The following is a 26,364-nucleotide window of genomic DNA, read 5'->3' as shown; positions in this document are numbered from 1 at the left end:
TACGTGAGCGAAACTGTCTTGCCCAACGATGACATGCAAACGACGCCTGAAACGTCTGAACCTTCCGCTGCCACGCCAGGCAAACGTTCGAGCAACAGCCTGGCGATCCTGGCTCTGCTGCTCGGTGCTGCGGGTGTCGCCGTCGGTGGTTGGGGGGTATGGCAGGTGCGCCAGCTCCAGGGCGCTGAGCAAGGCCAGGGCCAATACCTGCAAGCCCTGGGCGAAAAAACCCAGGCCCTGCAATTGCGCGAACAGCAAATATCCGCGCAGTTGGCGGGCTTGCCTGCAGCCACCGAACTCGAAGATCGTCGCCGCCTGGTAGCCCAATTGCAGGGTGACCAGCAGCGTCTGAGCCAGCGCCTTGAAACCGTGCTTGGGGCCAGCCGCAAGGACTGGCGCCTGGCCGAAGCCGAGCACTTGTTGCGCCTGGCCAGCCTGCGGCTTTCTGCATTGCAGGATATTGTCAGTGCGCGTGCGCTGGTCCAGGGTGCCGATGACATTCTGCGAGAGCAGAGTGATCCTGGCGCGTTCGCCGCTCGTGAGCAGTTGGCCAAGAGCCTGGCAACGTTGAACAGCGTTCAGCAACCGGATCGCACCGGTCTGTTCCTGAAACTCGCTGCTCAGCGTGAGCTGGTGCAGCAGCTCAGCGCGGTGTCGCCGGAGTTCAACAGCGACGCCAATGCTCTCGGGGCATTGACCGCCGATGGCGACGGCGCCAGTCGTTGGTCGCAGTGGTGGGCCGAGTTGTCCAAGTATTTCCAGATCGATTTCAATGCTGACGAGAATGTACGGCCGTTGCTTTCCGGGCAGTCGCTCAACCAGCTGCGCCTGGCGTTGAGCCTGACGATCGAGCAAGCTCAATGGGCAGCGTTGAATGGTGAAGCGAAGGTCTACACCCAGGCGCTGGATGATGCGCGCAGCGTTCTGCTCGCCAACTTCAATGCGGACAACCCCCAGAGTAAGGCGATGCTCGACAGCCTCAATGCGTTGGCTGAAGAGCCGGTGTCGGTGGTCGTTCCGGACCTGGCCGACAGCCTGAGTGCTGTCCAGGCCTACCTTGAGCGTCGGCACCTGCCGGTCGAGGAGGCCAAGCCATGAAGCGCGTCTACCTGTTGGCGGTAGTGGCCATTGCGGTCGCTGCTGCGCTCGGGATCGCGATCGCCAAGCACAGTGGTTATGTGCTGATTTCCTACGGCGGCTTTCGCTATCAATCGGGGCTTTGGGCGGCGCTGGCGGCGTTGCTCGGCATCATCCTGACGGTACTGCTGGTGCGCTATCTGGTGGGCCTTGTGTTGACCTCAAGTGGCGTGGTCAATCCCTGGTCGCGGCGCAACCGCAGTCGCCGTACCCAGCTGGCCATTGAGCAGGGGCAGTTGGACCTTGCTGAAGGTCGTTGGGCCAGTGCCCAGCGCCACCTGCAACGTGCCGCCGAAAGCGAGCGTCAGCCGCTGCTGTACTATCTTGGTGCTGCGCGGGCTGCAAATGAACTGGGGCGTATCGAAGACCGCGACAACCTGCTTGAGCGGGCACTGGAGCGTCAGCCGCAGGCGGAGCTGGCCATCGCCTTGAATCATGCCCAACTGCAGATGGATCAGGGGGAGAGTGATTCCGCACTGGTCACGCTGCAAGCCATGCAGGAGCGTCATCCACACAATGCGCAAGTGCTCAGGCTGCTGCAGCGGTTGTACCGAGAGCGTGGCGACTGGTCGGCGCTGATTCGGTTGATGCCGGACTTGCGCAAGGACAAAGTCTTGCCCGCTGCCGAACTGGCGGATCTTGAACGTCGCGCCTGGGGAGAAAATCTCAGCCTGGCCGCCAGCCGTGAAGGCGAAGAGCAAAGTGCTCGGCAGTCGCTGGAACGCGCCTGGCAGCAACTGACGGCCGCCCAGCGCCAAGAGCCGCAGCTGGTATTGGCCTATGCCGAACAATTGCGCCAGCTGGGGGCCGAGAATGAGGCCGAAGAAGTTCTGCGCACCGCAATCAAGCGCCACTATGAAAGCCACCTGGCACGGCTCTATGGCTTGGTACGTGGCTCGGATGTCGCACGCCAGTTGCAAACCGCTGAAGGCTGGTTGAAGCAGCATGGCGATGATCCGGGCCTGTTACTCACTCTCGGACGGCTGAGCCTGCAGAATCGCTTGTGGGGCAAAGCCCGTGACTACCTGGAGAGCAGCCTACGCTTGCAGCGCAATCCTGAAGCGTGCGCAGAGTTGGCGCGCCTATTGGCCGGGTTGGGTGATACCGAGCGCAGCAATCAACTGTTCCAGGAGGGCCTGGGGCTGCTTGACGAACGTCTGCTGGCCTTGCCGCTGCCAGAATCCGTCCAGGCGTGAATCGAGCCTTGGGCATGCGCCAGTGCGCGTGCTCAAGGCTGCAGAGAAAATGCCTACACACTCTCACGCTCCCGTCTGACAGTGGTAGGTAAAACTTCAAGTCTTCTCTCGGAATATTCCCTTTGCACTCAGGGACTTGCCCTATTTGTCGCGCCTTGAAACAAGGTACCGCTTTCCTCTACCGTTAAAGCCTGTCCTTCTCGATCCCGGAACTCCCATGCCGTCGGCCTGCTTGCGTTCAATGTTCCTTCCGGCGTTGCTGGTCTCGGCGCTGATGCTGGCTGTGGCCTTTTATCTGGAATGGGGGTTGGCGCTGCAGCCGTGTCCGTTGTGTTACAGCCAGCGCATATGCCTGGGCGGTTTTGCATTGGTCTGTCTGTGTGCGGTAGTGCAGGCACCGGGGTGGTCTGGTTCACGGATCTATGCGGCCCTGGGGCTGTTCTTCGCTACTGCCGGTGCGCTCTTGGCAGCCAGACACGTTTGGTTGCAGGGCTCACCACTTTCCAACGTTGGCTGCCAGCCATCGATGGAATATTTCGTCGCCAATATGCCCCTGGGGCAGGTAATCAAAGCCATGCTGCTTGGCAGCCCGGAATGCGTACCTATCACCTGGAGCTTTCTCGACTTGACCGTTCCTGAGTGGAGCTTGCTGGTGTTTGTACTGCTGGCCGCGCTGCTGCTCGTTCGCCTGTTGGCCTACAGGCATCTGCTGATTCGTCATCTGGCAAAAAACTGAAGCACGCGAGCACGCCTGCAAACGACCAGTGGCACCGGCAAGTGGTATTAAACACTTGTATGAACTTTGTCGTCTGCGTACCTTGAAGCCAAGGGCGCACGGGAATAATCTCCCTGCACGCATACCGAAAATACAGCTGCTCGATGCTGCCCTGCCAACGACCTATGCTCTGCACTTTTGCGAGCGGGGGCAGGGGCATTACCCAGAAGGGATGAGATCGCCATGCTAGATAGTTGTCAGAATGCTCAGGAACGCTGGGGTGGGGTCCATAAGCTCATTGACCGCTGGTTGGAAGAGCGCGCAGAGCTGGTGACAGCCTTCCGTGAGTTACGTGATGCCAAGCCTGCCTTCGCCGACAAGGACAAAAGCCGGGACTTCTGTGCAGTGTTGGTCGACTATGTTTCGGCCTGGCATTTCGAAGTCAGCGAGCAGTTGGTCAGTGAAGCCAAGGCATTTGGCGACACACGCGGCCTTGAGCTTGCCCAGCAGATCAGTCCGCGCATCGACGCGACCACTGAAATTGCTTCGGCGTTCAACGATCATTGCGACAAGGGCAACTGCAACGACCCCGAGCGTTTCGCGAAAAAACTCAGTGAGCTGGGCAGCTTGCTGCATGAGCGCTTCGAGCTGGAAGACTGCCTGATCGAAGTACTGCACAACGCCCATAGTGAAGAAGGCGCCGTGCAGGCCTGACCGATGGGCCGACGCGTCAGTCGGCCACTTCAATCAGTTCGATCTCGAACACTAATGGCGTGTAGGGCGCAATCAAGTCGCCCGCGCCGTCGGGGCCATAAGCCTGCGCCGAAGGAATTACCAAACGCCATTTCGAACCGGTTGCCATTTCGGGCAGTGCTACTTGCCACCCCTCGATCACACTGTCCAATTTGAACCATTGCGGCTGTTGGTTCTGATCGAAGATTGTGCCGTCAGGCAACTTGCCGACATAACGCACCTGGACTTTACCGGTCGCTGTGGGTTTGGGTCCGCTACCTTTCACCAATTCTGTTGCCAGAATGCCTGCGGCTAATTCGCGCACACCTGCACGCGCACGTTCAGTGGTGAGGAAACGTTTTTCTGCAGCCAGCATCTGTTCACTTTGTGCTTGTAGCACTGCTTCATTGGCCCGGGTTTCATGTTCACTGAGTATTACTGCAATGCGTTCTTTGCTCAGCGCCAACGGCTTGTTTTGATAGGCCTGGCTTAGTCCTTCGAGCAACGCGTCCAACTGCAGGTCAGGAACTTCTGTACGCAGGCGTTCACCGAGGCTTGCGCCCAGGCTGTAGGCCAGATCATGTTCATTTTTCGGGGTGTTGGCAGGCGCGGCCATGAGCGTCGCCGGCAATAGAAAAAGAGCTAACACTAGATAGCGTGACACTGGCTCACTCCTGCTTCAGTGGAAATAAAGTATGCCAGCGTTCGCCTACGACTACCGTGTAAATATCAGCAACACTTTGTGAAGCATCTACACTTGATTCCAGCTGCAGCGATAACAACTTTGCCCAGGCATGCAACGCGGCGCCTTTAATACTGTCAACATGGCCTAGCGGCGGTAGCAGCAGAAGCATAGTATGAGCCGCACTCTCGTCAGCCAGGAGGTAAATCATGTCGGCCAATAAGAAGCCAGTAAATACTCCGTTGCACCTGCTCCAGCAACTCTCGGGCAGCCTGCTCGAACATTTGGAAACTGCCTGCTCGCAAGCGCTGGCTGATGCAGAAAAGCTGCTCGCCAAGTTGGAAAAACAACGCGGCAAGGCTCAAGAAAAACTGCATAAGTCTCGTCTTAAATTGCAGGATGCTGCCAAGTCCGGAAAGTCCAAGGCTCAGGCCAAGGCCAAATCCGCAGCCGCTGAACTGGAAGAATTGCTCGACTCGCTCAAAGAGCGTCAGTCGCAGACTCGCACCTACATCCTGCAGCTCAAACGTGATGCTCAGGAAAGCCTGAAACTTGCCCAAGGCGTTGGCAAGGTCAAGGAGGCTGCTGGCAAAGCGCTGACTCAGCGCGCGGCCAAACCAGCGCCTGTTGCTGCCAAGCCAGTAGCCAAGGCTGCAAGCAAACCCGCTGCCAAACCTGCAGCAAAAGCGCCTGCGCGTAACGTTGCTGCCAAGCCGGCAGCGGCCAAAGCGGCCACCAAGCCTGCGGCTAAAACCGCAGCTGCAAAACCTGTTGCCGCGAAAGCGCCGGCCAAGCCTGCAGCAGCAAAAGCCACCGCCAAACCTGCGGCACGGACAGCAGCTGCAAAACCTGCGGCCAAGCCAGCAGCCAAGCCAGTAGCAGCCAAAGCTCCAGCCAGGGCTGCGGCCAAACCTGCAGCAGCGAAAGCGCCAGCCAAAGCTGCGGCCAAGCCGGCAGCGGCTAAAGCTCCAGTCAAGGCAGCGGCCAAACCCGTGGCAGCGAAAGCACCAGCCAAAGCTGCGGCCAAGCCAGTTGCGGCAAAAACGCCAGCCAAGCCTGCGGCCAAACCTGCAGCAGCAAAAGCGCCAGCCAAACCCGCGGCCAAGCCTGCTGCGGCCAAAGCACCTGCCCGAGCTGCGGCCAAGCCTGCTGCAAAGGCACCTGCCAAGCCAGCAGCACAACCAGCTGTAGCCAAGCCTGCAGCGACGCCTGCGCCAGCAGCGTCCGTGTCTACGCCAGCAGCTGCGGCTCCGGCAGCCGCCGCGCCGACTACGCCGGCAGCGTCGGTGGCACCAACTCAGACTCCGTCTTCGGCGTCCTGAGTCGACAGCATCACGGCGCGCAACGTATCCAGCGCGTCGTGATGCAAACCGGCGTCCCTTGGCGCCAGGTAGTGCAACCAGTCGCTCTCGGCTCCGGTTGCTGAGCACCAGCCTTCACTGGCGATTTGCAGGCGCTCCAGCAACACCCGCTCAGCTTCCAACTCCAAGCCTTTCACTTGTTCGCGCAAGCGCGCCAACTGCGAGTCCTCAATGGCTGCCTGTCGCCATTGCCGGCGCAAGCTGCGTAACGGCCCGGTCACCTCTTTCTGCCAGGTTTCGGCCACTTCACGCAGTGCCTGCATGCGTTGCTCGCTGGCTTGAGCACCACGTGAATTGAGCCATGCTGCACAAAGCAGCAGACAGACATCGCCACCCTGGTCTTGCCATTGCAAGCACGCGGTTTCTACCCCTGGGCGGGCATAGAGGTTCAAGGCAAAATTCCACAGGTCGGTGTGCATGGTCCTACTCGCGCCAGTTATCGACGAAGCTGGTAAACTCCGCGGCCATTATGATCAGACTATCGAACCTCACTTTACAGCGTGGTCCCCAGCGCCTGCTAGAAGGCGCTGAGTTGACCCTGCACGCCGGTCACAAGGCCGGCTTGATCGGTGCCAATGGCGCCGGTAAATCCAGCCTGTTCGCCTTGTTGCGCGGAGAGCTGACGCCTGACTCGGGCGACTGTCAGTTGCCGGCCGACTGGCGTATCGCACACATGCGTCAGGAGGTCGATACGCTCGACCGTCTGGCAGTCGACTATGTGCTCGATGGTGACCTGCGCCTGCGCAAGGTCCAGGCCGATCTCGCCGCCGCCGAAGCCGCCCATGACGGTACGGCGCTGGCGCGCCTGCATATCGAACTCGATAGCGCCGATGGCTATACTGCCGATGCGCGTGCGCGCAAGCTGCTGGCCGGCCTCGGCTTCACCAACGAGCAGATGGATCGCCGGGTCGGCGACTTTTCCGGCGGCTGGCGGATGCGTCTGAACCTGGCCCAGGCGTTGATGTGTCCTTCCGACTTGTTGCTGCTCGACGAGCCGACCAACCACTTGGATCTGGATGCGATCCTTTGGCTGGAAGACTGGCTCAAGAGCTATCCGGGCACTCTGTTGCTGATTTCCCACGACCGCGATTTTCTCGATGCGGTTGTCGATCATGTGGCCCACGTCGAACAGTGCAAGCTGACGCTTTACCGCGGTGGCTACACGGCATTCGAGCGCACCCGTGCCGAGCGCCTGGCCCAGCAGCAACAGGCCTACGAGAAGCAGCAGGCGCAACGTGCGCACATGGAAAAGTACATCGCCAGGTTCAAGGCCCAGGCTACCAAGGCACGTCAGGCGCAGAGCCGGATCAAGGCCCTGGAGCGCATGGAGGAGCTGTCGGCGGCGCATGTGGATTCCCCGTTCGACTTCGTTTTCCGTGAGTCGGAAAAAATCTCCAGCCCCTTGCTCGATCTCTCCGAGGGCCGCTTGGGCTATGGTGACAAGACCATCCTTGAGAAGGTCAAGTTGCAGCTCACGCCGGGTGCGCGCATCGGTTTGCTCGGCCCCAACGGCGCGGGTAAATCGACCCTGATCAAAAACCTTGCGGGCGAGCTCGAGCCGCTGAGCGGGCGCTTGGTGCGCGGTGAAAACCTGTCGGTCGGCTACTTCGCCCAGCACCAACTCGACTCGCTGGATAACAAAGCCAGTCCCTTGCTGCACCTGCAACGCCTGGCCCCGACCGAGCGCGAACAAACATTGCGCGATTTCCTCGGTGGCTTTGACTTCCGGGGTAACCGCATCGACGAGCCGGTGCTTAATTTCTCCGGTGGCGAAAAGGCCCGCCTGGCGCTGGCATTGATCGCTTGGGAGCGACCCAACCTGCTGTTGCTCGACGAACCGACCAACCACCTGGACCTGGAAATGCGCCTGGCGCTGACCATGGCCCTGCAGGAGTTCAGTGGCGCAGTGCTGGTGGTATCTCACGATCGCCACCTGCTCAAGAGCACCACCGATGACTTCTTGCTGGTAGCTGACGGTAAAGTCGAAACCTTCGATGGCGACCTTGATGACTACAGCCGTTGGCTGGTCGAGTACCGCCAGCGCAATGCACCTGTCAGTACTGCGCCGGTCAACGCCGACAAGACTGACAAGAAAGCCCAGCGTCAGGCTGCTGCGGCACTCCGTCAGCAACTGGCGCCCCACAAGCGCGAAGCCGACAAACTTGAGCGTGAACTGGGCACCTTGCACGAACAGTTGGCGAAGGTCGATGCAAGCCTGGGTGACAGCGCGCTCTATGAAGCGGCCCGCAAGGATGAGCTGCGCGATCTGCTGGCCCAACAGGCCAAGCTCAAAGTTCGTGAGGCAGAATTGGAAGAAGCCTGGATGGCCGCCCTCGAGGAGCTGGAGACCATGCAGGCGGAGCTGGAGGCGTTGTCTTGATAACGTCCTTGCAGTTGCCGGTTCCGCCGGAATGGATCGCACCGTTCTGGTTGGGGCTGCAGATTCTTCTGATCCTCTGCGCCGCGTTTGTGTTGCAGCGCCTGGTTGGGCGCTGTCTCAAACGCCTGGGCGAGCGTTATCCATTGCCACCGGAACTGATGATGCCGGTTCGGGGCGGTTTGCGCTGGTTGATCATGGGCAGCGCGCTGGTCTTCGTGCTCGAGCGCCTGGGCGTTTCCGCCACGGTGCTCTGGACGGCCTTGTCCGGCTTTGTCGCAGTGGCCGCCGTTGCGTTCTTCGCCATGTGGAGTGTGCTGTCGAACCTGCTGTGTGCCGTGCTGATCTTCACCGTCGGGCCGTTTCGCATTGGCGACGTAGTGGAGTTGGTCGAGACCATCGACAAGCCCGGCGTTAAAGGGCGGGTGGTGGCCATCAACCTGCTGTTCACGACATTGATCGAGTTGCCCGAAGCTGGCGGGGCCATCGTTCAGGTGCCCAACAGCCAATTTTTCCAGAAGTCGGTACGGCGCTGGCGTGGGGCTGAGTTCGTACCGTTGGTGGGCGAAGACAAAACCTCAGGCAATTGATCGGCGAACTGAAAAAAACCGTGGTGATTTTTTCGCCAGCACACTAGCTTAGAGCTTTGTAACAAAGCTACGGGCGAGGTGTGCGATGTCGTTGGAAACGTGGTTGGCATTTTTTGCCGCTTGCTGGGTGATCAGTCTCTCGCCGGGCGCTGGGGCCATTGCCTCGATGTCGTGTGGGCTGCAGTACGGTTTCTGGCGTGGCTATTGGAACGCCCTGGGCTTGCAATTGGGCCTGGTTCTGCAGATTGCGATCATTGCGGCAGGTGTCGGCGCCGTGCTGGCGGCTTCTGCTACCGCGTTCCAGGTAATCAAATGGTTCGGCGTTGCCTATCTGGTCTACCTGGCCGTCAAACAATGGCGTGCCTTGCCGGCTGACCTGAGCGACGAGTCTGCCGTGCGGCCAATCGGCAAGCCGTTGAGCCTGGTGTTTCGCGGCTTTCTGGTTAATGTCAGCAACCCCAAGGCGCTGATTTTCATGCTGGCGGTGTTGCCGCAATTCATCAATCCCCATTCGCCTTTGCTGCCTCAGTATCTGATCATCACCGCGACCATGATTACTGTCGATCTGCTGGTCATGGCCGGCTACACCGGCCTGGCGGCGCGAGTCTTGCGTTTGCTGCGTACGCCAAAGCAACAGCGCCGCATGAACCGCACCTTCGCCGGGTTGTTCCTGGGCGCTGCCACACTGCTGGCGACCATCCGCCGGGCGCCGGTCTGAGACGCAGGCACGTTTCATTGCGGTAATTGCCGCATTGGTAGGAAAGGCGACCTTCGGGTCGTCTTTTTTGCTTGAAGATGAAATTGTCACTAATTTTTACTGAGATTGCCGGGTAAACCTTGAGCGATGGCCATTGGAAGTGAACAATGCAATACCTCGCATTGTTATTTGAGATTGGCTCATGATTCCCCGCTCCCGTTTGCTTGCCTGGTTACTCTGGCCGCTACTGGCACTGAGTAGTACCGCGCTGCTGGCCGACTCTGTCGATGATGCCGCCAAAGCGTTGCACCTGATTGGCTACATCGGTGCCGACTATCCGGCGACGGTAGAGGCGGGCAAGGTCGTGGACGATGGGGAGTACCGCGAGCAGCTGGAGTTTACCGATGTATTGCAAGGCCTGATCAGCGGACTGCCGGCACGCGCCGAGCAGCGAGCGCTGGAGCAGGGCGTGATCAATCTGCGCCAGGCCATTGTTCAGCATCAAGAGGGCGCCAGCGTCGCCCATCAGGCGCGCCAGCTTGGCGCGCAGTTGGCCGTAGCCTATGAAGTCAGTCAGGCCCCTCTGATCACGCCCGATGCTTCCCGTGGCGCACCGTTGTACGCCCAGCAGTGCTCGGTTTGTCATGGTGACACCGGTGCTGGAGATGGCCCGGCAGGTGTGGGCCTTGAGCCACCGCCGGCCAACCTGCGCAGCAGCGAACGTCTGTCCCGTCTGAGTTTGTTCGATCTGTTCAATACGCTGGGACAAGGCATCGAGGGCACCGACATGCCGTCGTTTGCCGACCAGCTCGACGAGCGTCAGCGCTGGGATTTGGCCACTTACATCGCAAGTTTTACTGCCGACCCGACCAAGGCCAAGGGCGACACAACCTTCAACCTCGCTGATCTGGCTCGCCAGACGCCTGCCGAGGTCGACGCCGCCCAAGGTCCAGAGGCCGCGGCGGTATTCCGTGCGCAGCGCGCCCAGCCGCCGCAGGTCCAGCGGGGCCCGGGGCAGTTGCTCGACTACACCGCAACGACGCTGGACAAGAGCCTGGCGGCCTTCGAGGCTGGTGATCACGAGCAGGCCTACGACCTGTCTGTTGCAGCCTACCTGGAAGGCTTTGAGTTGGTCGAAAGCTCATTGGACAACGTCGATGCCAACGTACGCAAAGACACTGAGAAGTCGCTGATGGCGTACCGCCAGGCGTTGCAGGATGGCTTGGGTCTCGACCAGGTCAAACAGCGCCTGGAGGTGGCCAAAGGCAAGCTGAAGGAAGCTGCGGATTTGCTCGGTGGAGACGGCTTGAGCTGGACCTTGAGTTTCATTTCCGGCCTGCTGATTCTGCTGCGCGAAGGCCTGGAAGCGATTCTGGTGCTGGCGGCGATCCTGGCCTTTTTGCGCAATACCGGTCAACAGTCGGCGGTGCGCAGCGTCAACATCGGTTGGATCCTGGCATTGCTGGCCGGTTTTGGCACCTGGGCCCTTGCGGCCTATGTCATTGACGTTGGTGGTGCCCAGCGTGAGCTCCTTGAAGGCTGCACGGCGCTGTTTGCCAGCGTCATGGTCCTGTGGTTGGGCGTATGGATGCACGATCGTCGGCATGCAGCTGCCTGGCAGAACTACATCAAGAGCAGCCTGCTGAGCGGCGGAGGGCGTTTCGGTTTTGCCTTGCTGGCGTTCTTCTCGGTTTATCGCGAGTTGTTCGAAGTGATTCTGTTCTACGAAACCCTGTGGCTGCAGGCTGGCCCCGCTGGGCATCAGGCGGTGCTAGCGGGTGGTGCCACGGCGTTGGTCCTGCTCATTGGCCTGGCCTGGGTGATTCTGCGTGGTTCGGCGAAGCTGCCCCTGTCGTTGTTCTTCAGCATCAACGCCGCGCTGCTGTGCGCCTTGTCGGTGGTGTTTGCCGGCCACGGCGTCAAGGCCTTGCAGGAGGCCGGCGTGATCGGAACTCGTCCGGTGGCGTTCTTCGATTTCGATTGGCTGGGTATCCACGCTGATGCGTACTCGCTGACCGCGCAAGCAGTTGCGTTGCTTGCAATCGTCGTTCTCTACGGGCGCAGCCGCCTGGCCGAGAAGCGACGGGTTTCGGCGGGTTGATTTGAAGCTGAACGGGCGAGCGGGGATACTGACCGTCCGTTCTTGTTGGAATTTTTGTCATGCGTGTCTGGATTGATGCCGATGCCTGTCCCAAGGCGGCCAAGGATCAGGTCGTCAAATTCGCCCTCAAGCGCCAGCTCGAAGTGGTACTGGTGGCTGGCCAGAGTCAGATCAAGCCTGCATTTGCCTGTGTCAGACTGATCGTTGTGCCCAGTGGTCCGGATGCCGCCGACGATTACCTGGTCGAACATGCTGTGCCGGGCGAGCTGGTGATCTGTAGTGATGTACCGCTTGCCGATCGGCTGGTGAAAAAGGGCGTGGCCTGTCTTGATCCGCGCGGGCGCGAGTTCGATGAGCGCAACATGGGCGAGCGTCTGGCGGTACGCAATCTGTTCACCGACCTGCGAGAGCAAGGGCAGGTCGGTGGTGGTCAGGCGCCTTACGGCGATCGTGAAAAGCAGGCATTCTCCAACGCCCTGGACCGCATCCTCACGCGTCTGGCGCGCTGATATCGAACTCAGTCGTTTTCGTGAGTCAGCTCTAGTACGCGGTCAACCAGCTTGTAGATGCCGCCAGCGGCTTCGCTGATCGACTTTGCCGTCATGTAGGCCGGGGTGGTGACCAACTTGCGCTGAGTGTCTTCGACGATGTCATGAACATCGCACTCCTCGTGCGTGCCGCCCATCTTGACGATGGCGGCGCTGGTGTCAGCATCGTTGCCAATGGTGCAGACCACGCCGGGGCCGTAGATTTTCGCCGCCAGGGCAGGGGAGATACAGATCAACCCCACCGGCTTGCCGGCTTCGGCAAATGCCTCGGCCAAGGCCAGAACATCAGGGTGAACGGTGCAACCAGGGCCTTCAACGGCGAAGTTGGACAGGTTTTTTGCCGCGCCAAAACCACCCGGTACGATCAGTGCGTCGAAGTCTTTGGCATCGGCTTCTCGCAGGTCCTTGATTTCGCCGCGGGCGATGCGCGCCGACTCCAGCAGGACATTGCGCGACTCAGGCATTTCTTCGCCGGTCAGATGATTGATTACGTGCATTTGGGCAATGTTCGGAGCAAAGCATTGCACCTGTGCGCCGCGTTGGTCCAGGCGCAGCAGGGTAATCACACTTTCGTGGATTTCGGCGCCGTCGTACACACCACAGCCGGAAAGAATCACTGCAACTTTTTTTGTCATTCTCACTACTCCCGAGTCGAGGTGCTCAATGTCCTATAAATTGGCAAATGTCGCCACAGAGTTTGGATCGTAATCCGCGCCGAGTGTTCACTTGCTGCAGGTCAAGGACGATCGTTGTCTTGATCGGGGGCTGGCGGTTTGCTCTGCTCTGCTTGTTCAGCCAGCAACGCGGCAGCTTCCTTGCGGGCAACGCGCGCGGCCTTGAAGCGCCGACGCAGCCACAGGCACCCGCCAAAGGCCAACAGGCCGCCGAGTACCCACAGCTCGTATTTTTTCACGTTACCCAGCAGGCCTTCGAGAATGGCGCCGAAATGGTAGGCGGCGGTGCCCAAAGCCAAGGCCCAGACTGCCGCGCCGATGCCGTTGAGCAGCAGATAGCGCCGTGGGGGGTAGCCGGACAGGCCGATGGCGACCGGCATAACGGTACGCAAGCCATAGACGAAGCGGAAACTCAGGACCCAGATGTCCGGATGCCGACGGATGTGCTCGAGGGCCTTGTCGCCCATCAGTTGCCAGCGTGGTTTGCGCGCCAGCAGCTTACGCCCGTGCTTGCGCCCCATGAAATACCAGAGCTGGTCACCGGCATAACTGCCGAAGAAGGCCACCAGGACCACCAGGTTGATATCCATGTATCCGCGGAACGCAAGGAAGCCTGCGAGAACCAGGATGGTCTCACCTTCGAAAAACGTACCGAGAAAAAGGGCAAAGTAGCCGAAATCCTGCAGGAATTGTTGGAGCATTTTCTGGGTGCTGGCGAAATGAACGCGCAGCCTAACCCTTCGTGGCCTTTGGGGAAAGTGTCCAAATGTGTCTCGACGTGAACATTTCCTGCTAGGACAATAACTGCGTCCTCAAGTCGCAGGGTTGTCCCTGGCTGTCATTCAAGCGTCATAATGAGCGCTTATAACTGTCGCGCTCGCCCGCCTGCGCGGGCTCAGGAGTCTGCCGTGAGCTTTACCCCCGCTAACCGTTTGTTTCCTGCCACCCGTCTGCGTCGCAACCGTCGTGACGATTTTTCCCGTCGTCTGGTTCGCGAAAACGTACTGACCGTCGATGATTTGATCCTGCCGGTGTTTGTCCTGGATGGCGAAAATCGCCGCGAGGAAGTTGCCTCGATGCCAGGTGTAGAGCGCTTGAGCATCGACCTGTTGTTGGAAGCTGCACAGGAGTGGGTGAATTTGGGCATTCCTGCCCTGGCCTTGTTCCCGGTCACGCCAACAGAGAAAAAGTCGCTGGACGGTGCTGAAGCCTGGAACCCGGAGGGTATTGCCCAGCGTGCCACCCGAGCCCTGCGTGAACGTTTCCCGGAGCTGGGTGTAATTACCGACGTAGCCCTTGATCCGTTCACCACTCACGGCCAGGACGGTATTCTCGACGACGAAGGTTATGTGCAGAACGACATCACCGTCGATGCGCTCGTGCGTCAGGCGCTGTCGCATGCCGAAGCCGGTGCTCAGGTTGTCGCCCCTTCGGACATGATGGATGGCCGTATCCAGGCTATTCGCGAGGCACTGGAGCTGGCCGGTCACGTCAACGTTCGTATCATGGCTTACTCGGCCAAGTACGCCAGCGCCTATTATGGTCCGTTCCGCGATGCAGTCGGCTCTGCGTTGAACCTGGGCAAGGCCAACAAGGCCTCTTACCAGATGGACCCGGCCAACAGTCAGGAAGCCCTGCATGAAGTGGCTGCAGACTTGGCTGAAGGCGCTGATATGGTCATGGTCAAGCCAGGCATGCCGTATCTGGATATCCTTTACCGGGTCAAGGATGAATTCAAGGTCCCGACCTTTGTCTATCAAGTCAGTGGCGAGTACGCCATGCACATGGCCGCGATCCAGAACGGCTGGCTCAGTGAAGGCGTGATCCTGGAATCCCTCACGGCCTTTAAACGGGCAGGAGCTGATGGCATCCTGACCTATTTCGCTGTTCGCGCTGCTCAATTGATGAGAGGGCAGTAACGCCCTTCAGGAACGCTAGATGAATAACGAAGTACAGAGTAGTGATGTCGAAATGAAGCAAGCTCATTCCGTGCCGGAGCAGATGCTCGAAACGCCGCCGGAGCCTGCTGCAGTGCCCGAGCCGGTAGTCGAAGTAGAGGCGCCCGCGCCTTCACCGGCCCCGGCGGCACCCGCCATCGCCATTCCGGGTCTGGATGACAGCAGCCTGTACATTCACCGTGAGCTGTCGCAACTGCAGTTCAACATTCGCGTGCTGGAGCAGGCGCTGGATGAGAACTACCCATTGCTGGAGCGGTTGAAGTTCCTGCTGATCTTTTCCAGTAACCTGGATGAGTTCTTCGAAATTCGTGTAGCGGGCCTGAAAAAGCAAATCACCTTTGCCCGTGAGCAGGCCGGCGCTGACGGCCTGCAGCCTCACCAGGCGTTGGCGCGCATCAGCGAAGTGGTGCACAGCGAAGTTGATCGCCAGTATGCGATTCTCAACGATGTGCTGCTGCCAGAGCTGGAGAAGCACCAAATTCGCTTCATTCGTCGCCGCCATTGGAACACCAAGCTCAAGGCCTGGGTGCGGCGCTTCTTCCGCGATGAGATCGCGCCGATCATCACGCCAATCGGCCTCGATCCGACACACCCGTTCCCGTTGCTGGTGAACAAGAGCCTGAACTTCATTGTCGAGCTTGAAGGTGTGGACGCCTTTGGCCGCGATTCTGGCCTGGCGATCATACCGGCGCCGCGTCTGCTGCCGCGGGTGATCAAAGTGCCGGAAGATGTTGGAGGCCCAGGCGCCAACTATGTCTTCCTGTCGTCGATGATCCATGCTCACGCCGACGACCTGTTCCAAGGCATGAAGGTAAAGGGTTGCTATCAGTTCCGCCTGACCCGTAACGCCGATCTGGCGCTCGATTCCGAAGACGTCGAAGACCTGGCGCGTGCCCTGCGTGGCGAGTTGTTCTCGCGTCGGTACGGTGATGCGGTGCGCCTGGAAGTGGCAGACACCTGCCCCAAACATCTCTCGGATTACCTGCTCAAGCAGTTCAACCTGAGCGAAAGTGAGTTGTATCAGGTCAATGGTCCGGTCAACCTGACTCGACTGTTCAGCATTACTGGCCTGGATAGTCATCCAGAATTGCAGTACACCCCGTTCACGCCAGCGATTCCCAAGCTGCTGCAGAACGCCGAGAACATTTTCAGCGTGGTCGGAAAGCAGGACATCCTGCTCATGCACCCGTTTGAATCGTTTACACCCGTGGTCGATCTGCTGCGTCAGGCCGCCAAGGACCCCAACGTTCTGGCCGTACGCCAGACCCTGTACCGCAGTGGTGCCAACTCGGAGATCGTCGACGCGCTGGTCGATGCGGCGCGTAACGGCAAGGAAGTCACTGCGGTGATCGAATTGCGCGCGCGGTTCGACGAAGAGTCCAACCTGCAACTGGCCAGCCGCCTGCAGGCAGCCGGGGCCGTGGTGATCTACGGGGTGGTTGGCTTCAAGACTCACGCCAAGATGATGCTGATTTTGCGTCGCGAAGCGGGTGAGATCGTTCGCTATGCGCACTTGGGTACCGGTAACTACCACGCTGGCAACGCCCGGCTATATACCGACTACAGCCTGCTGACCTCCGATGATGCACTGTGCGAAGACGTCGGCAAGTTGTTCAGCCAGTTGATCGGCATGGGCAAGACCCTGCGCATGAAAAAGCTGCTGCATGCGCCGTTTACCTTGAAGAAAGGCATGCTCGACATGATTGCGCGTGAAACCCAGTTTGCCCTCGATGGCAAGCCTGCGCACATCATTGCCAAGTTCAACTCGTTGACCGATCCAAAGATCATCCGCGCCTTGTACAAGGCCAGTCAGTCGGGTGTGCGGATCGATCTGGTGGTACGTGGCATGTGCTGCTTGCGACCAGGAATTGCCGGGGTGTCGCACAACATTCAGGTACGTTCGATCATCGGTCGCTTCCTGGAACACACCCGAGTGTTCTACTTCCTCAATGGCGGCGAGGAGCAGATGTTCCTGTCGAGTGCTGACTGGATGGAGCGTAACCTCGACAAGCGCGTCGAGACTTGCTTCCCGGTAGAGGGCAAGAAACTGATCTTGCGGGTGAAGAAGGAGCTGGAGGGGTATCTGACCGACAACACCCACGCCTGGATCCTGCAACCCGATGGTCGCTATGTTCGCAGCACGCCTACCGGGAACCAGAACCCGCGCAGTGCCCAGGCGGCCCTGCTGGAACGCCTGAGCAACCCGGTCCTCAGCGTACGCTGAGGACGAAACCGACCCGGGTCAGCCACTCCGCCTCCAGGCCGAAGTCGGCCTGGGTCAGCTGATTCTCTTCCAGCCAGCCCGCCGGGAACTCCACATCCAGGCTGTCGCCTTTGGCGTGCAGGGTAACCTTGGGCATCTGCTGGGTGCCGCGGATGTGGTGGAACAGGATCGCAAAGCGCAGCAGCACGCACAGGCGAATCAGCTTGGCGCCGTCTTCGCCGAAATCGGCGAACTTGTCCTTGGGAATATTGCGGCGGTGGCCGCGCACCAGCAGCGCGAGCATTTGCTGATCTTCTCGGGAGAAGCCTGCCAGGTCCGAGTGCTCGATCAGGTAGGCGCCATGCTTGTGGTAGTGATAGTGGGCGATGTCCAGGCCCACCTCATGCACCTTTGCGGCCCAGCCGAGCAATTCGCGCCAGATACCCTCTTCCAGGTCCCAGGCCTTGGCCACCTGGTCAAAGGCGTGCAAGGCTTTGCGTTCGACTCGGGCGGCTTGGCCCTGGTCGACGTGGTAGCGCTCCATCAGCGAAGTCAGAGTACGCTCACGGACGTCTTCGTGGTGATGACGACCCAGTAGGTCATAGAGCACACCTTCGCGCAGAGCACCATCGCAATGGTCCATGCGTTGCAGCTCCAGCGCGTCGAATATGGCCTCAAGAATGGCCAGGCCCGCAGGGAAAATCGTGCGGCGATCCGGTTTGACGCCCTCGAAGTCGATCTTTTCGGAGTCGCCCAACTTGAATAGCTTGCGCTTGAGCCAGGCCAAACCTTCGGCGTTGACTTCGCCGTTGCCCATGCCGCCCGACTTGAGGGCCAGGCCGATGGCGCGGATGGTCCCGGACGAGCCGATGGCCTCGTCCCAGGTCAGGCGGTGCAGGGCGTTTTCAATGCTCATTAACTCCAGACGCGCGGCTGTATAGGCCTGGGCATAGCGTGCGGGGGTAATCTTGCCGTCACGGAAGTAGCGCTGCGTATAGCTGACGCAGCCCATTTGCAGGCTTTCGCGCAGCAGTGGCTCGAAGCGTTGACCAATAATGAATTCGGTACTGCCGCCGCCGATATCGGCGACCAGGCGTTTGCCGGGGGTGTCGGCCAGGGTGTGGGACACGCCCAGATAGATGAGTCGGGCCTCTTCACGCCCGGAAATCACTTCTACCGGATGCCCGAGAATTTCTTCGGCACGGCGGATGAACTCGCCACGGTTACGCGCTTCGCGCAGAGCGTTGGTGCCGACGATACGCACCGCACCGTCAGGCATGCCGCTGATCAGTTGGGCGAAGCGTTTGAGGCAGTCCAGGCCGCGTTGCATGGACTCTTCATTCAGCTGGCGTTCTTCGTTGATGCCTGCGGCCAGTTGGACCTTCTCGCCGAGGCGCTCAAGAATGCGGATCTCGGTATGGTGGGCCTTGGCCACAACCATATGGAAACTGTTGGAGCCCAAGTCGATGGCAGCGATCAAGGAAAGATTCTTGGCTGTGGTTTGCGGCATGATCATGGCTTCTCGGTCGATAACCCGGCAATCCTGCCACGATCCTGGGCTGACGCCAACGCGCAGCGTATCAAGGCTTGATGCAAGGCAGGTTGAATGAGGAAATATGACTTTCCTGTGACAGCGGTGATATGCGCGGTCATGCACAACTATAGTTACACTCAATCGTCCGCGACTTCCTGTAAGCCGCAGGTGCAGCTATGATGGGCCACGTTTTTTTGCTTACGACCTTGGAGACTTCCATGAGCAGCGATCTTATCAAACACGTCACTGACGCCTCCTTCGAAGCCGATGTACTGAAGGCTGAAGGCCCGGTGCTGGTCGACTACTGGGCTGAATGGTGCGGCCCTTGCAAAATGATCGCTCCGGTTCTGGACGATATCGCCGCTACCTACCAGGGCAAACTGACCGTCGCCAAGCTGAACATCGACGAAAACCAGGAAACTCCGGCCAAGCACGGCGTGCGTGGCATCCCGACGCTGATGCTGTTCAAGAACGGCAACGTCGAGGCCACCAAGGTCGGCGCGTTGTCCAAGTCTCAGTTGGCAGCCTTCCTGGACGCCAATATCTGAGTCATAAAAGCCCCGTATTCTCCGGGGCTTTTCTTTGCCTGATGACTAGACGGCAGAAAAAGCAGGTGTTACATTCGGCCTCGCACTGTTTTTTCAGTGCCCTCTGCACGCCGTCGCCGACGCATCCCTAATTCGAATCAGTACGCGATCCTGTCGCCTTCTTTGCGGCGCGGCTTCATTAAGCCAGAAGCTTAATTTCCCCTTCTTACATGATTACGTCATTCCCCTTATGAACCTGACTGAACTCAAGCAAAAGCCGATTACCGATCTGCTCGAAATGGCCGAACAGATGGGCATAGAAAATATGGCCCGTTCGCGCAAGCAAGATGTGATTTTCTCCCTGTTGAAAAAGCATGCGAAAAGCGGCGAGGAAATCTCCGGTGACGGCGTGCTGGAGATTCTCCAGGACGGTTTCGGCTTCCTGCGCTCTGCTGATGCTTCTTATCTGGCCGGTCCGGACGACATCTATGTCTCGCCAAGCCAGATCCGTCGTTTCAACCTGCGTACCGGCGACACCATTGTCGGTAAGATCCGCCCGCCAAAAGAAGGCGAGCGTTATTTCGCCCTGCTGAAAGTCGATACCATCAACTTCGACCGGCCGGAAAACGCAAAGAACAAGATTCTGTTCGAAAACCTGACGCCGCTGTTTCCTAACAAGCGCCTGAAGATGGAAGCCGGTAACGGTTCCACCGAAGACCTCACCGGTCGGGTTATCGACCTCTGCGCCCCGATCGGCAAAGGCCAGCGTGGCCTGATCGTCGCTCCGCCGAAGGCGGGCAAGACCATCATGCTGCAGAACATCGCGGCCAACATCACGCGTAACAATCCCGAGTGCCACCTTATCGTTCTGCTGATCGATGAGCGTCCGGAAGAAGTAACCGAAATGCAGCGCACCGTGCGCGGCGAAGTGGTTGCCTCCACCTTCGACGAACCGCCAACCCGCCACGTGCAGGTTGCCGAAATGGTTATCGAGAAGGCCAAGCGCCTGGTTGAGCACAAGAAAGACGTGGTCATCCTGCTCGATTCGATCACGCGTCTGGCCCGTGCCTACAACACCGTGATCCCGAGTTCCGGCAAGGTCCTGACGGGTGGTGTCGATGCTCACGCCCTGGAGAAACCAAAGCGTTTCTTCGGTGCTGCTCGTAACATCGAAGAAGGCGGCTCGCTGACCATTATCGCCACCGCGCTGGTTGAAACCGGCTCGAAGATGGACGAAGTGATCTACGAAGAGTTCAAGGGTACCGGCAACATGGAACTGCCGCTGGACCGCAAGATCGCCGAGAAGCGTGTCTTCCCGGCTATCAACATCAACCGTTCGGGTACCCGTCGCGAAGAGCTGCTTACCGCTGACGACGAACTGCAGCGCATGTGGATTCTGCGCAAGCTGCTGCACCCGATGGATGAAGTTGCTGCCATCGAGTTCCTGATCGACAAGCTCAAACAGACCAAGACCAACGACGAGTTCTTCTTGTCGATGAAGCGCAAGTAAACGAGTGCGTTGCGCAAGAGCCGGGGCAACCCGGCTTTTTGCTATCTGTACTTTGGCTATTCAGGCTGGTCGGGTTAGGCGCTACACTCTGCTCCCCGACCGGTACGGCGAATACGAGGCTTTTGCATGCAGTATCGCGATTTGCGCGACTTTATCCGTGGCCTGGAACAGCGCGGCGAACTCAAGCGCATCCAGGTTCCGATCTCCCCAGTTCTGGAAATGACCGAGGTTTGTGACCGCACCCTGCGAGCCAAAGGCCCGGCATTGCTGTTCGAGAAACCCACGGGTTTTGACATTCCAGTGCTAGGTAACCTGTTTGGCACCCCGGAACGGGTGGCCATGGGGATGGGGGCCGAGTCGGTCAGCGAACTGCGTGAAATCGGCAAGCTGCTGGCTTTCCTGAAGGAGCCTGAACCGCCCAAAGGCCTCAAGGACGCCTGGTCCAAGCTGCCGATCTTCAAGAAAGTCGTGTCCATGGCGCCGAAGGTGATCAAGGACGCGGCCTGTCACGAAGTGATCATTGAAGGCGACGACGTCGATCTCGGCATGCTGCCGGTGCAGCATTGCTGGCCGGGCGATGTGGCGCCGCTGATTACCTGGGGCCTGACAGTCACTCGCGGCCCGAACAAGGAACGCCAGAACCTGGGGATTTACCGCCAACAGGTAATTGGCCGCAATAAAGTCATCATGCGCTGGCTCAGCCACCGTGGTGGCGCTCTGGACTACCGCGAGTGGTGCGAAAAGCATCCGGGCCAACCGTTCCCGGTGTCTGTGGCTCTGGGCGCAGACCCTGCGACCATTCTTGGCGCCGTGACGCCAGTGCCTGACACGCTTTCCGAATATGCCTTCGCTGGCTTGTTGCGCGGTAACCGCACCGAGTTGGTCAAGTGCCGTGGCAATGACCTGCAAGTGCCGGCTACTGCCGAAATCATCCTCGAAGGTGTGATTCATCCGGGTGAAATGGCTCCGGAAGGTCCTTATGGCGACCACACGGGCTACTACAACGAAGTCGATAGCTTCCCGGTGTTCACCGTCGAGCGTATCACTCACCGGAAAAACCCGATCTATCACAGCACCTACACGGGACGTCCACCGGATGAACCGGCGATTCTAGGTGTGGCATTGAACGAGGTGTTCGTACCGATCCTGCAAAAGCAGTTTCCGGAGATCACCGACTTCTACCTGCCACCTGAGGGTTGTTCCTACCGCATGGCGGTAGTGACCATGAAGAAACAGTATCCGGGGCACGCCAAGCGCGTCATGCTCGGTGTCTGGTCGTTTTTGCGACAGTTCATGTATACCAAGTTCGTTATTGTCACCGACGACGACATCAACGCACGTGACTGGAATGATGTGATCTGGGCGATCACCACGCGCATGGACCCCAAGCGCGATACGGTGATGATTGAGAACACCCCGATCGACTACCTGGACTTTGCATCGCCGATTTCTGGCCTGGGCTCGAAGATGGGTCTGGATGCAACCAACAAGTGGCCAGGAGAAACCACCCGTGAATGGGGACGGGTCATCGTCAAGGATGAAGCTGTCACCCGGCGGATCGATGAGCTGTGGAACCAGTTGGGAATAGACTAAATGCAGGTAACCTTGCAGCCTTCCGGGGCGGTGCTAGTGCTCAACCCCGGTGAAAGGATTCTGGATGGGGCGCGACGCCTGGGTTATGACTGCCCGCAGAGCTGCCGCAATGGCAACTGTCATGTCTGCGCTGCCTTGCTGGTAGAGGGGCGCGTGCGTCAGGATGGACAGGAGCGTGATCATGGTGAACTGTTCACCTGCATCGCCGAGCCGTTGGAGGACTGTATCTTGTTGTGGGATGGTGTGCTCGCCCTGGGTGAGCTGCCGGTGCGGACACTGGCCTGCCAGTTGAGTGAATGCGTCGACGTCGGTGGCGATGTCTGGCGGATTCGTCTGCGGGCCCCAGCCGGTAAAGTGCCACGTTATCACGCGGGTCAATACCTGATGATCGAGCGTGAAGGCGCTGACAAGGCAGCGTTCTCGCTGGCTTCGGCGCCTCATAGCGGGCGTGAGCTTGAGATGCATGTACTGGCGCGTGAGAACAGCGCCCTGCAGTTGATCGAGCAGTTGCAACGTACGCGCATGGCGCGCGTCGAGATGCCCTTTGGGGATACTCACTTGGCCGAGCTGCCCGACGGTCCATTGGTACTGATTGCCGCTGGTACCGGCATGGCGCAGATGCACAGTCTGCTCGAACATTGCCGGGCCAAGGGCTTTAAGCACCCGGTCCATCTGTATTGGGGCGTACGCCGCCCCGAGGACTTCTACCACATCGAACACTGGGCGGAGTGGGAGCGTTTGCCGAACCTGTTCCTGCACAAGGTGGTCAGTGATCTTTGTGGTTGGGAAGGGCGCTGCGGAATGCTGCATGAGGCGGTGTGCGAAGACCTGAGCGACCTGGCAGGTGTGCACGTCTATGCCAGTGGTTCGCCCAATATGATCTATGCCACCCTCGATGCATTGGTCGAAGCAGGAATGGACGCTCATCAAATGCGTGCCGATGTTTTTGCTTATGCGCCGCGTGATTGAATAGCGGTATAAGGCACGCTGCAACAGCGTGCCTATTTTAATAACCTGCATCGTTGGTGTCTGGCATAAGGCCTTTATTATTGCCTGCGCTGTAAATAACTTTCACTACACTTGAAATAACACTCGATAGCTTGCGCAACGCCTTGCTGCAGGGCGCTTTCGGGTGTGCCGAGTATTGTGTTCAATGCCCGTCTGCCGTACGGTAAGTACGCGGATGAAGTATTCGTTTACAGTAACTCACTTCACTAGTTACGAGGAATTTGGCGGCAGCTATGTCGGCGATTGAAACTGCATCTTTGAATGTGGCTTATCCTCCGTTGCTCGATTTCGGACAACAACTGTCTCTTGAGCAACTTCAACACTCGGTCCAGCACACCATGTCACGTCACCAGGGCGGTCCCGTCTGGCTGTTTGCCTATGGTTCGCTGATCTGGCGGCCGGAATGCAATGCCGCCGAGCGCCAGCGGGCCAAGGTGCATGGTTATCATCGCGGCCTCTACCTCTGGTCTCATGAGCATCGTGGTACGCCTGAGTCCCCGGGGCTGGTGTTCGGTCTGGATCGGGGTGGTTCATGCGGCGGCTTCGCCTACAGGTTGCCGCAGGAGCGCCTCGAGGACTCTCTGTTGGCGTTGTGGCAGCGTGAAATGCCATACCCGGCCTACCGACCTCATTGGCTTACTTGTCGTCTGGATGATGGCAGCAAGGTCCAGGCATTGGGGTTTGTGCTGGAGCGGCACTTGCCCTGTTATGCCGGCAACCTGCCCGACCATCTGCTCAGTCAGATCTTCGCCAATGCCAGCGGGCGCTACGGCAGCACCCGTGACTATGTCGAGCAGACGTTGAGCGCCTTGCGCAGCCACGCCATGCCGGACCGTAACCTGGAAGCCCGCTTTCGCCGCTGCCATCCGGGCACTGCACAACCGGTAGCGGGCAAGCCCGCGGCTACCCGTTGGAGTTGTGCCTCCAACAGTAATGAGAATTGTTAAATTGCCGCAGAAACTCTGGTTCGCTAATATCGCGCTCTGGAAGAATTCAAGGCAGGCAAGGATCAAGGATGAAGTGGTTAGCAGCACTGCTGTTGGTGGGGGCAGGTATCGCCCATGCCGATATCAAAATGGAATTCGTTGAAAAGGTCATCCCAACCTATCCGCAGGAATTGCTCAAGTCGGCTATTTCCGGCTCTGTCAGAATCGGTTTCGATGTGCTGGCCGACGGTAGCGTCCGAAATGTAAAGGTCCTTCAGAGTAGTGACCCGGCCTTTGCAAATTCTGCGCTGGAAGCGGCCAGGAAATGGCGTTTCAAGCCCGGGACCGTTTCTAGAGAAAACCCTGAAAAAGTGGATGTACAAACAAATCTGTATTTTCGTCTGAATGACAAAGAAGAATGGTGGGATATCTACGAGCGTGCCGGGTTGATCTTGAAGACGTGCAAGCAATTCAACGAAGAAGTGGCTATGTACCGTAAAGATGATGAAAAAAGGCCACTTGACGAGATGAACACGACATTGTTGTCGATTCGCATGATCTCGGACCTCCCGAAAGACGGCACCACCAGCTACGAATACGCCCTTGCTACCTCAAAAGCCTTTAACAAGGCCCTGCCGAAAATAATCGAACAGTGCCGGGCATACCCGGGCGTCGACTATGTCGACCTTTGGCCTGCGGCGTTGCGCGAGCGGCTGGTCCCGCAGCGCTGACGAGCGCTGCGGGAAAACCGGCTCAGCGCATGGTCACGACCAATTTCCCCACGGCCTTGCGCTGACCGAGCAATTCGATGGCCGCGCCTGCCTCGGCCAGTGGGAATGTTTGCGACACCAGTGGCTTGAGCTTGCCCTCGGCGTACCATGCAAACAGTTGCTTGAAGTTTGCTGCATTGTCGTCCGGCTGGCGTTGGGCGAAAGCGCCCCAGAACACACCGAGCACTGCCGCACCCTTGAGCAGTGCCAGGTTTACCGGTAGCTGCGGGATGCGCCCGCTGGCAAAACCTACCACCAGCAGGCGGCCGTTCCAGGCGATGCCGCGGACAGCCTGGTCAAACAAGTCGCCGCCAACCGGGTCATAGATGACATCGACGCCATTACCACCGGTCAAGCGTTTGATCTCATCCTTGAGGCTGTGCTCGCTGTAGTTGATCAACTCATCGGCACCGGCAGCCTTGGCCACGGCGAGTTTCTCGGCGCTGCTGGCTGCAGCAATCACCCGCGCACCCATGGCCTTGCCGATTTCCACCGCTGCCAGCCCGACGCCGCCCGAGGCTCCCAGTACCAGCAGGCTTTCGCCAGCCTTGAGCTGGGCACGTTGCTGCAAAGCATGCATCGAGGTGCCATAGGTCATGCCAAAGGCGGCTGCACTGTTGAAATCCATGTGCTCTGGAATCGGCAGGACGTTGTAGGCAGGTACTGCAACCTGCTCGGCAAAACTTCCCCAGCCTGTCAGTGCCATAACCCGATCGCCCGGTTTGAGTGTGGTGACCTTCTCACCTACCGCGCTGACAATACCGGCGGCTTCGCCGCCTGGCGAAAAGGGCAAGGGGGGCTGGAATTGATATTTGCCTTCGATGATCAAGGTGTCGGGAAAGTTGACCCCGGCCGCATGCACCTCCATGACGATCTCGTTCTTCTTCGGGGTGGGGTTTGCAACTTCTTCCAGGACCAGATCCCTGGCAGGACCCAGGGCTTTGCACAACACAGCTTTCATCGGGACTATTCCTTTGCGCGTAGTGGCCGATAAGTGTAGGTGGGTGGAGTACCGGGTCAATCAGCATGGCCCGTCCTGATAGGCCGGCATAAGCCTGGGCTTGGGTTTGACCGGTGCGCTGGGTATGCTGGCGCCAACTGTGTGAGGAGCGAATTTGTGAAAGCGTGGATCTTGATGGTATTGGCATTGATGCTGCCGATAGCGGCGATGGCCGAGGAAGCCAAAGAAGGCGAACCGAAGGTTTCTTATATCTCTTTGAGTCCACCCTTCGTTGGCAACTATGCCTTGGATGGCGGGCCGAAACTCCGTGTGTTCAAAGCCGACGTGGCATTGCGCGTTAACAGTGATGCTGCTGCCGCAGCGGTTAAGCATCATGAGCCACTGATCCGCAATCAGTTGGTGGCGCTGTTTACCCAGCAGAATCTGGAAAGCATGAGCAATGTCGAGTCCAAGGAAAAACTGCGTCAGGAAGCCTTGAAGCAAGTCCAGCAAGTCCTGGAAGCCGAAGAGGGCAAGCCTATGGTCGATGATCTATTGTTCAACAACCTTATCGTGCAGTAGTAC

General features: G+C 58.9%; 25 protein-coding genes. 19 read left to right on the top strand and 6 right to left on the bottom strand.

Annotation, left to right across the window (positions count from 1 at the left end):
• The first annotated feature begins 3 nt into the window (after window positions 1-3).
• The 4 genes from V0R60_RS03280 (at window position 4) to rsd (ending at window position 3,762) form a co-directional block, all read left to right on the top strand.
• On the top strand, window positions 4-1,098 hold the full coding sequence (locus V0R60_RS03280) for a uroporphyrinogen-III C-methyltransferase (protein ID WP_256658285.1): 1,095 nt from the start codon (window positions 4-6) through the stop codon (window positions 1,096-1,098).
• A complete protein-coding gene (locus V0R60_RS03275) occupies window positions 1,095-2,333 on the top strand; it encodes a heme biosynthesis protein HemY (RefSeq protein ID WP_136478687.1) in 1,239 nt (412 codons plus the stop codon). Before V0R60_RS03280 ends, V0R60_RS03275 begins: the two co-directional genes overlap by 4 nt.
• Before the next feature lie 217 nt (window positions 2,334-2,550).
• The gene (locus V0R60_RS03270; RefSeq protein WP_136478686.1) at window positions 2,551-3,069 is read left to right on the top strand and encodes a disulfide bond formation protein B; all 519 of its coding nucleotides are present in this window, start codon (window positions 2,551-2,553) and stop codon (window positions 3,067-3,069) included.
• Window positions 3,070-3,291: 222 nt separating this feature from the next.
• Window positions 3,292-3,762 carry a sigma D regulator gene (rsd, locus tag V0R60_RS03265; RefSeq protein ID WP_136478685.1) on the top strand — a complete coding sequence of 157 codons (471 nt, stop codon included), beginning with the start codon at window positions 3,292-3,294 and terminating at the stop codon, window positions 3,760-3,762.
• A gap of 16 nt (window positions 3,763-3,778) precedes the next feature.
• Here rsd and V0R60_RS03260 read toward each other — a convergent pair whose 3' ends face one another.
• Window positions 3,779-4,444 carry an FKBP-type peptidyl-prolyl cis-trans isomerase gene (locus V0R60_RS03260; RefSeq protein ID WP_330078869.1) on the bottom strand — a complete coding sequence of 222 codons (666 nt, stop codon included), beginning with the start codon at window positions 4,442-4,444 and terminating at the stop codon, window positions 3,779-3,781.
• Between the two features lie 227 nt (window positions 4,445-4,671).
• Here V0R60_RS03260 and V0R60_RS03255 point away from each other — a divergent pair, with 227 nt between their 5' ends.
• Entirely contained in the window at window positions 4,672-5,784 is a 1,113-nt protein-coding gene (locus V0R60_RS03255; RefSeq protein ID WP_136478682.1) for an AlgP family protein, read from the top strand.
• Here V0R60_RS03255 and V0R60_RS03250 read toward each other — a convergent pair.
• Window positions 5,760-6,242: a TIGR02444 family protein gene (locus V0R60_RS03250; RefSeq protein WP_330078870.1), complete on the bottom strand. Its 483-nt coding sequence runs from the start codon at window positions 6,240-6,242 to the stop codon at window positions 5,760-5,762. The two genes, V0R60_RS03255 and V0R60_RS03250, sit on opposite strands and share 25 nt — an antisense overlap.
• Window positions 6,243-6,292: 50 nt before the next feature.
• Between V0R60_RS03250 and V0R60_RS03245 the strand changes: the two genes are divergently transcribed.
• The 5 genes from V0R60_RS03245 (at window position 6,293) to V0R60_RS03225 (ending at window position 12,097) form a co-directional block, all read left to right on the top strand.
• The gene (locus V0R60_RS03245; RefSeq protein ID WP_330078871.1) at window positions 6,293-8,203 is read left to right on the top strand and encodes an ATP-binding cassette domain-containing protein; all 1,911 of its coding nucleotides are present in this window, start codon (window positions 6,293-6,295) and stop codon (window positions 8,201-8,203) included.
• On the top strand, window positions 8,203-8,790 hold the full coding sequence (locus tag V0R60_RS03240; RefSeq protein WP_136479047.1) for a mechanosensitive ion channel family protein: 588 nt from the start codon (window positions 8,203-8,205) through the stop codon (window positions 8,788-8,790). The genes V0R60_RS03245 and V0R60_RS03240 overlap by 1 nt, the downstream gene beginning before the upstream one ends.
• Before the next feature lie 85 nt (window positions 8,791-8,875).
• Window positions 8,876-9,508: a LysE family transporter gene (locus V0R60_RS03235; RefSeq protein WP_136478679.1), complete on the top strand. Its 633-nt coding sequence runs from the start codon at window positions 8,876-8,878 to the stop codon at window positions 9,506-9,508.
• A gap of 181 nt (window positions 9,509-9,689) precedes the next feature.
• The gene (locus V0R60_RS03230; RefSeq protein ID WP_330078872.1) at window positions 9,690-11,588 is read left to right on the top strand and encodes an FTR1 family protein; all 1,899 of its coding nucleotides are present in this window, start codon (window positions 9,690-9,692) and stop codon (window positions 11,586-11,588) included.
• Window positions 11,589-11,647: 59 nt separating this feature from the next.
• Window positions 11,648-12,097, top strand: a complete 450-nt coding sequence (locus V0R60_RS03225; protein ID WP_136478677.1) for a YaiI/YqxD family protein — start codon at window positions 11,648-11,650, stop codon at window positions 12,095-12,097.
• Between the two features lie 8 nt (window positions 12,098-12,105).
• On the opposite strand, the gene elbB is transcribed toward V0R60_RS03225, so the two are convergent.
• Window positions 12,106-12,771, bottom strand: coding sequence for an isoprenoid biosynthesis glyoxalase ElbB (gene elbB / locus V0R60_RS03220; RefSeq protein WP_136478676.1), 666 nt, complete (start codon window positions 12,769-12,771; stop codon window positions 12,106-12,108).
• 101 nt (window positions 12,772-12,872) lie between these two features.
• Window positions 12,873-13,511 (bottom strand): DedA family protein, encoded by a 639-nt coding sequence (locus V0R60_RS03215; protein WP_136478675.1) that lies wholly within the window; start codon window positions 13,509-13,511, stop codon window positions 12,873-12,875.
• A 207-nt stretch (window positions 13,512-13,718) separates the two neighbouring features.
• Here V0R60_RS03215 and hemB point away from each other — a divergent pair, with 207 nt between their 5' ends.
• Window positions 13,719-14,729 (top strand): porphobilinogen synthase, encoded by a 1,011-nt coding sequence (gene hemB / locus V0R60_RS03210; RefSeq protein WP_136478674.1) that lies wholly within the window; start codon window positions 13,719-13,721, stop codon window positions 14,727-14,729.
• Between the two features lie 82 nt (window positions 14,730-14,811).
• Window positions 14,812-16,992, top strand: coding sequence for a polyphosphate kinase 1 (gene ppk1 / locus V0R60_RS03205; protein WP_371922341.1), 2,181 nt, complete (start codon window positions 14,812-14,814; stop codon window positions 16,990-16,992).
• Here ppk1 and ppx read toward each other — a convergent pair.
• Window positions 16,979-18,481, bottom strand: a complete 1,503-nt coding sequence (gene ppx, locus V0R60_RS03200; RefSeq protein ID WP_330078923.1) for an exopolyphosphatase — start codon at window positions 18,479-18,481, stop codon at window positions 16,979-16,981. The two genes, ppk1 and ppx, sit on opposite strands and share 14 nt — an antisense overlap.
• 242 nt (window positions 18,482-18,723) lie before the next feature.
• Here ppx and trxA point away from each other — a divergent pair, with 242 nt between their 5' ends.
• The 6 genes from trxA to V0R60_RS03170 all read left to right on the top strand — a co-directional run bounded on the left by trxA (window position 18,724) and on the right by V0R60_RS03170 (window position 24,800).
• The gene (trxA, locus tag V0R60_RS03195; RefSeq protein ID WP_136478672.1) at window positions 18,724-19,053 is read left to right on the top strand and encodes a thioredoxin TrxA; all 330 of its coding nucleotides are present in this window, start codon (window positions 18,724-18,726) and stop codon (window positions 19,051-19,053) included.
• 229 nt (window positions 19,054-19,282) lie between these two features.
• A complete protein-coding gene (gene rho / locus V0R60_RS03190; RefSeq protein WP_038615733.1) occupies window positions 19,283-20,542 on the top strand; it encodes a transcription termination factor Rho in 1,260 nt (419 codons plus the stop codon).
• Between the two features lie 126 nt (window positions 20,543-20,668).
• Window positions 20,669-22,135 (top strand): 4-hydroxy-3-polyprenylbenzoate decarboxylase, encoded by a 1,467-nt coding sequence (gene ubiD / locus V0R60_RS03185; protein WP_136478671.1) that lies wholly within the window; start codon window positions 20,669-20,671, stop codon window positions 22,133-22,135.
• Entirely contained in the window at window positions 22,136-23,104 is a 969-nt protein-coding gene (locus V0R60_RS03180; protein ID WP_136478670.1) for a CDP-6-deoxy-delta-3,4-glucoseen reductase, read from the top strand. It begins immediately after the preceding gene.
• A gap of 272 nt (window positions 23,105-23,376) precedes the next feature.
• Window positions 23,377-24,090, top strand: coding sequence for a gamma-glutamylcyclotransferase (locus tag V0R60_RS03175; protein WP_136478669.1), 714 nt, complete (start codon window positions 23,377-23,379; stop codon window positions 24,088-24,090).
• A 68-nt stretch (window positions 24,091-24,158) separates the two neighbouring features.
• Complete coding sequence (locus V0R60_RS03170; RefSeq protein ID WP_330078873.1) at window positions 24,159-24,800, top strand: energy transducer TonB; 642 nt, start codon at window positions 24,159-24,161, stop codon at window positions 24,798-24,800.
• 22 nt (window positions 24,801-24,822) lie between these two features.
• Here V0R60_RS03170 and V0R60_RS03165 read toward each other — a convergent pair whose 3' ends face one another.
• Window positions 24,823-25,800: an NADPH:quinone oxidoreductase family protein gene (locus tag V0R60_RS03165; protein WP_136478667.1), complete on the bottom strand. Its 978-nt coding sequence runs from the start codon at window positions 25,798-25,800 to the stop codon at window positions 24,823-24,825.
• Window positions 25,801-25,956: 156 nt separating this feature from the next.
• On the opposite strand from V0R60_RS03165, the gene V0R60_RS03160 reads away from it, so the two are divergent.
• Complete coding sequence (locus tag V0R60_RS03160) at window positions 25,957-26,361, top strand: flagellar basal body-associated protein FliL (RefSeq protein WP_136478666.1); 405 nt, start codon at window positions 25,957-25,959, stop codon at window positions 26,359-26,361.
• Window positions 26,362-26,364: the final 3 nt, after the last annotated feature.

The organism is Pseudomonas auratipiscis (genome assembly GCF_036324085.1).
Classification (GTDB): Bacteria; Pseudomonadota; Gammaproteobacteria; order Pseudomonadales; family Pseudomonadaceae; genus Aquipseudomonas; species Aquipseudomonas auratipiscis.
Note: the sequence above shows the minus strand (reverse complement) of the source record. Positions and strands in the feature narration are given on the sequence as shown.

Coding starts and splice junctions, on each gene's coding strand:
- V0R60_RS03275 (WP_136478687.1), top strand. CDS start 1,095: ATGAAGCGCGTCTACCTGTTGGCGGTAGTGGCCATTGCGGTCGCTGCT.
- V0R60_RS03270 (WP_136478686.1), top strand. CDS start 2,551: ATGCCGTCGGCCTGCTTGCGTTCAATGTTCCTTCCGGCGTTGCTGGTC.
- rsd (WP_136478685.1), top strand. CDS start 3,292: ATGCTAGATAGTTGTCAGAATGCTCAGGAACGCTGGGGTGGGGTCCAT.
- V0R60_RS03255 (WP_136478682.1), top strand. CDS start 4,672: ATGTCGGCCAATAAGAAGCCAGTAAATACTCCGTTGCACCTGCTCCAG.
- V0R60_RS03250 (WP_330078870.1), bottom strand. CDS start 6,242: ATGCACACCGACCTGTGGAATTTTGCCTTGAACCTCTATGCCCGCCCA.
- V0R60_RS03245 (WP_330078871.1), top strand. CDS start 6,293: ATGATCAGACTATCGAACCTCACTTTACAGCGTGGTCCCCAGCGCCTG.
- V0R60_RS03235 (WP_136478679.1), top strand. CDS start 8,876: ATGTCGTTGGAAACGTGGTTGGCATTTTTTGCCGCTTGCTGGGTGATC.
- V0R60_RS03230 (WP_330078872.1), top strand. CDS start 9,690: ATGATTCCCCGCTCCCGTTTGCTTGCCTGGTTACTCTGGCCGCTACTG.
- V0R60_RS03225 (WP_136478677.1), top strand. CDS start 11,648: ATGCGTGTCTGGATTGATGCCGATGCCTGTCCCAAGGCGGCCAAGGAT.
- elbB (WP_136478676.1), bottom strand. CDS start 12,771: ATGACAAAAAAAGTTGCAGTGATTCTTTCCGGCTGTGGTGTGTACGAC.
- V0R60_RS03215 (WP_136478675.1), bottom strand. CDS start 13,511: ATGCTCCAACAATTCCTGCAGGATTTCGGCTACTTTGCCCTTTTTCTC.
- ppk1 (WP_371922341.1), top strand. CDS start 14,812: ATGCTCGAAACGCCGCCGGAGCCTGCTGCAGTGCCCGAGCCGGTAGTC.
- ppx (WP_330078923.1), bottom strand. CDS start 18,481: ATGCCGCAAACCACAGCCAAGAATCTTTCCTTGATCGCTGCCATCGAC.
- trxA (WP_136478672.1), top strand. CDS start 18,724: ATGAGCAGCGATCTTATCAAACACGTCACTGACGCCTCCTTCGAAGCC.
- rho (WP_038615733.1), top strand. CDS start 19,283: ATGAACCTGACTGAACTCAAGCAAAAGCCGATTACCGATCTGCTCGAA.
- ubiD (WP_136478671.1), top strand. CDS start 20,669: ATGCAGTATCGCGATTTGCGCGACTTTATCCGTGGCCTGGAACAGCGC.
- V0R60_RS03180 (WP_136478670.1), top strand. CDS start 22,136: ATGCAGGTAACCTTGCAGCCTTCCGGGGCGGTGCTAGTGCTCAACCCC.
- V0R60_RS03175 (WP_136478669.1), top strand. CDS start 23,377: ATGTCGGCGATTGAAACTGCATCTTTGAATGTGGCTTATCCTCCGTTG.
- V0R60_RS03170 (WP_330078873.1), top strand. CDS start 24,159: ATGAAGTGGTTAGCAGCACTGCTGTTGGTGGGGGCAGGTATCGCCCAT.
- V0R60_RS03165 (WP_136478667.1), bottom strand. CDS start 25,800: ATGAAAGCTGTGTTGTGCAAAGCCCTGGGTCCTGCCAGGGATCTGGTC.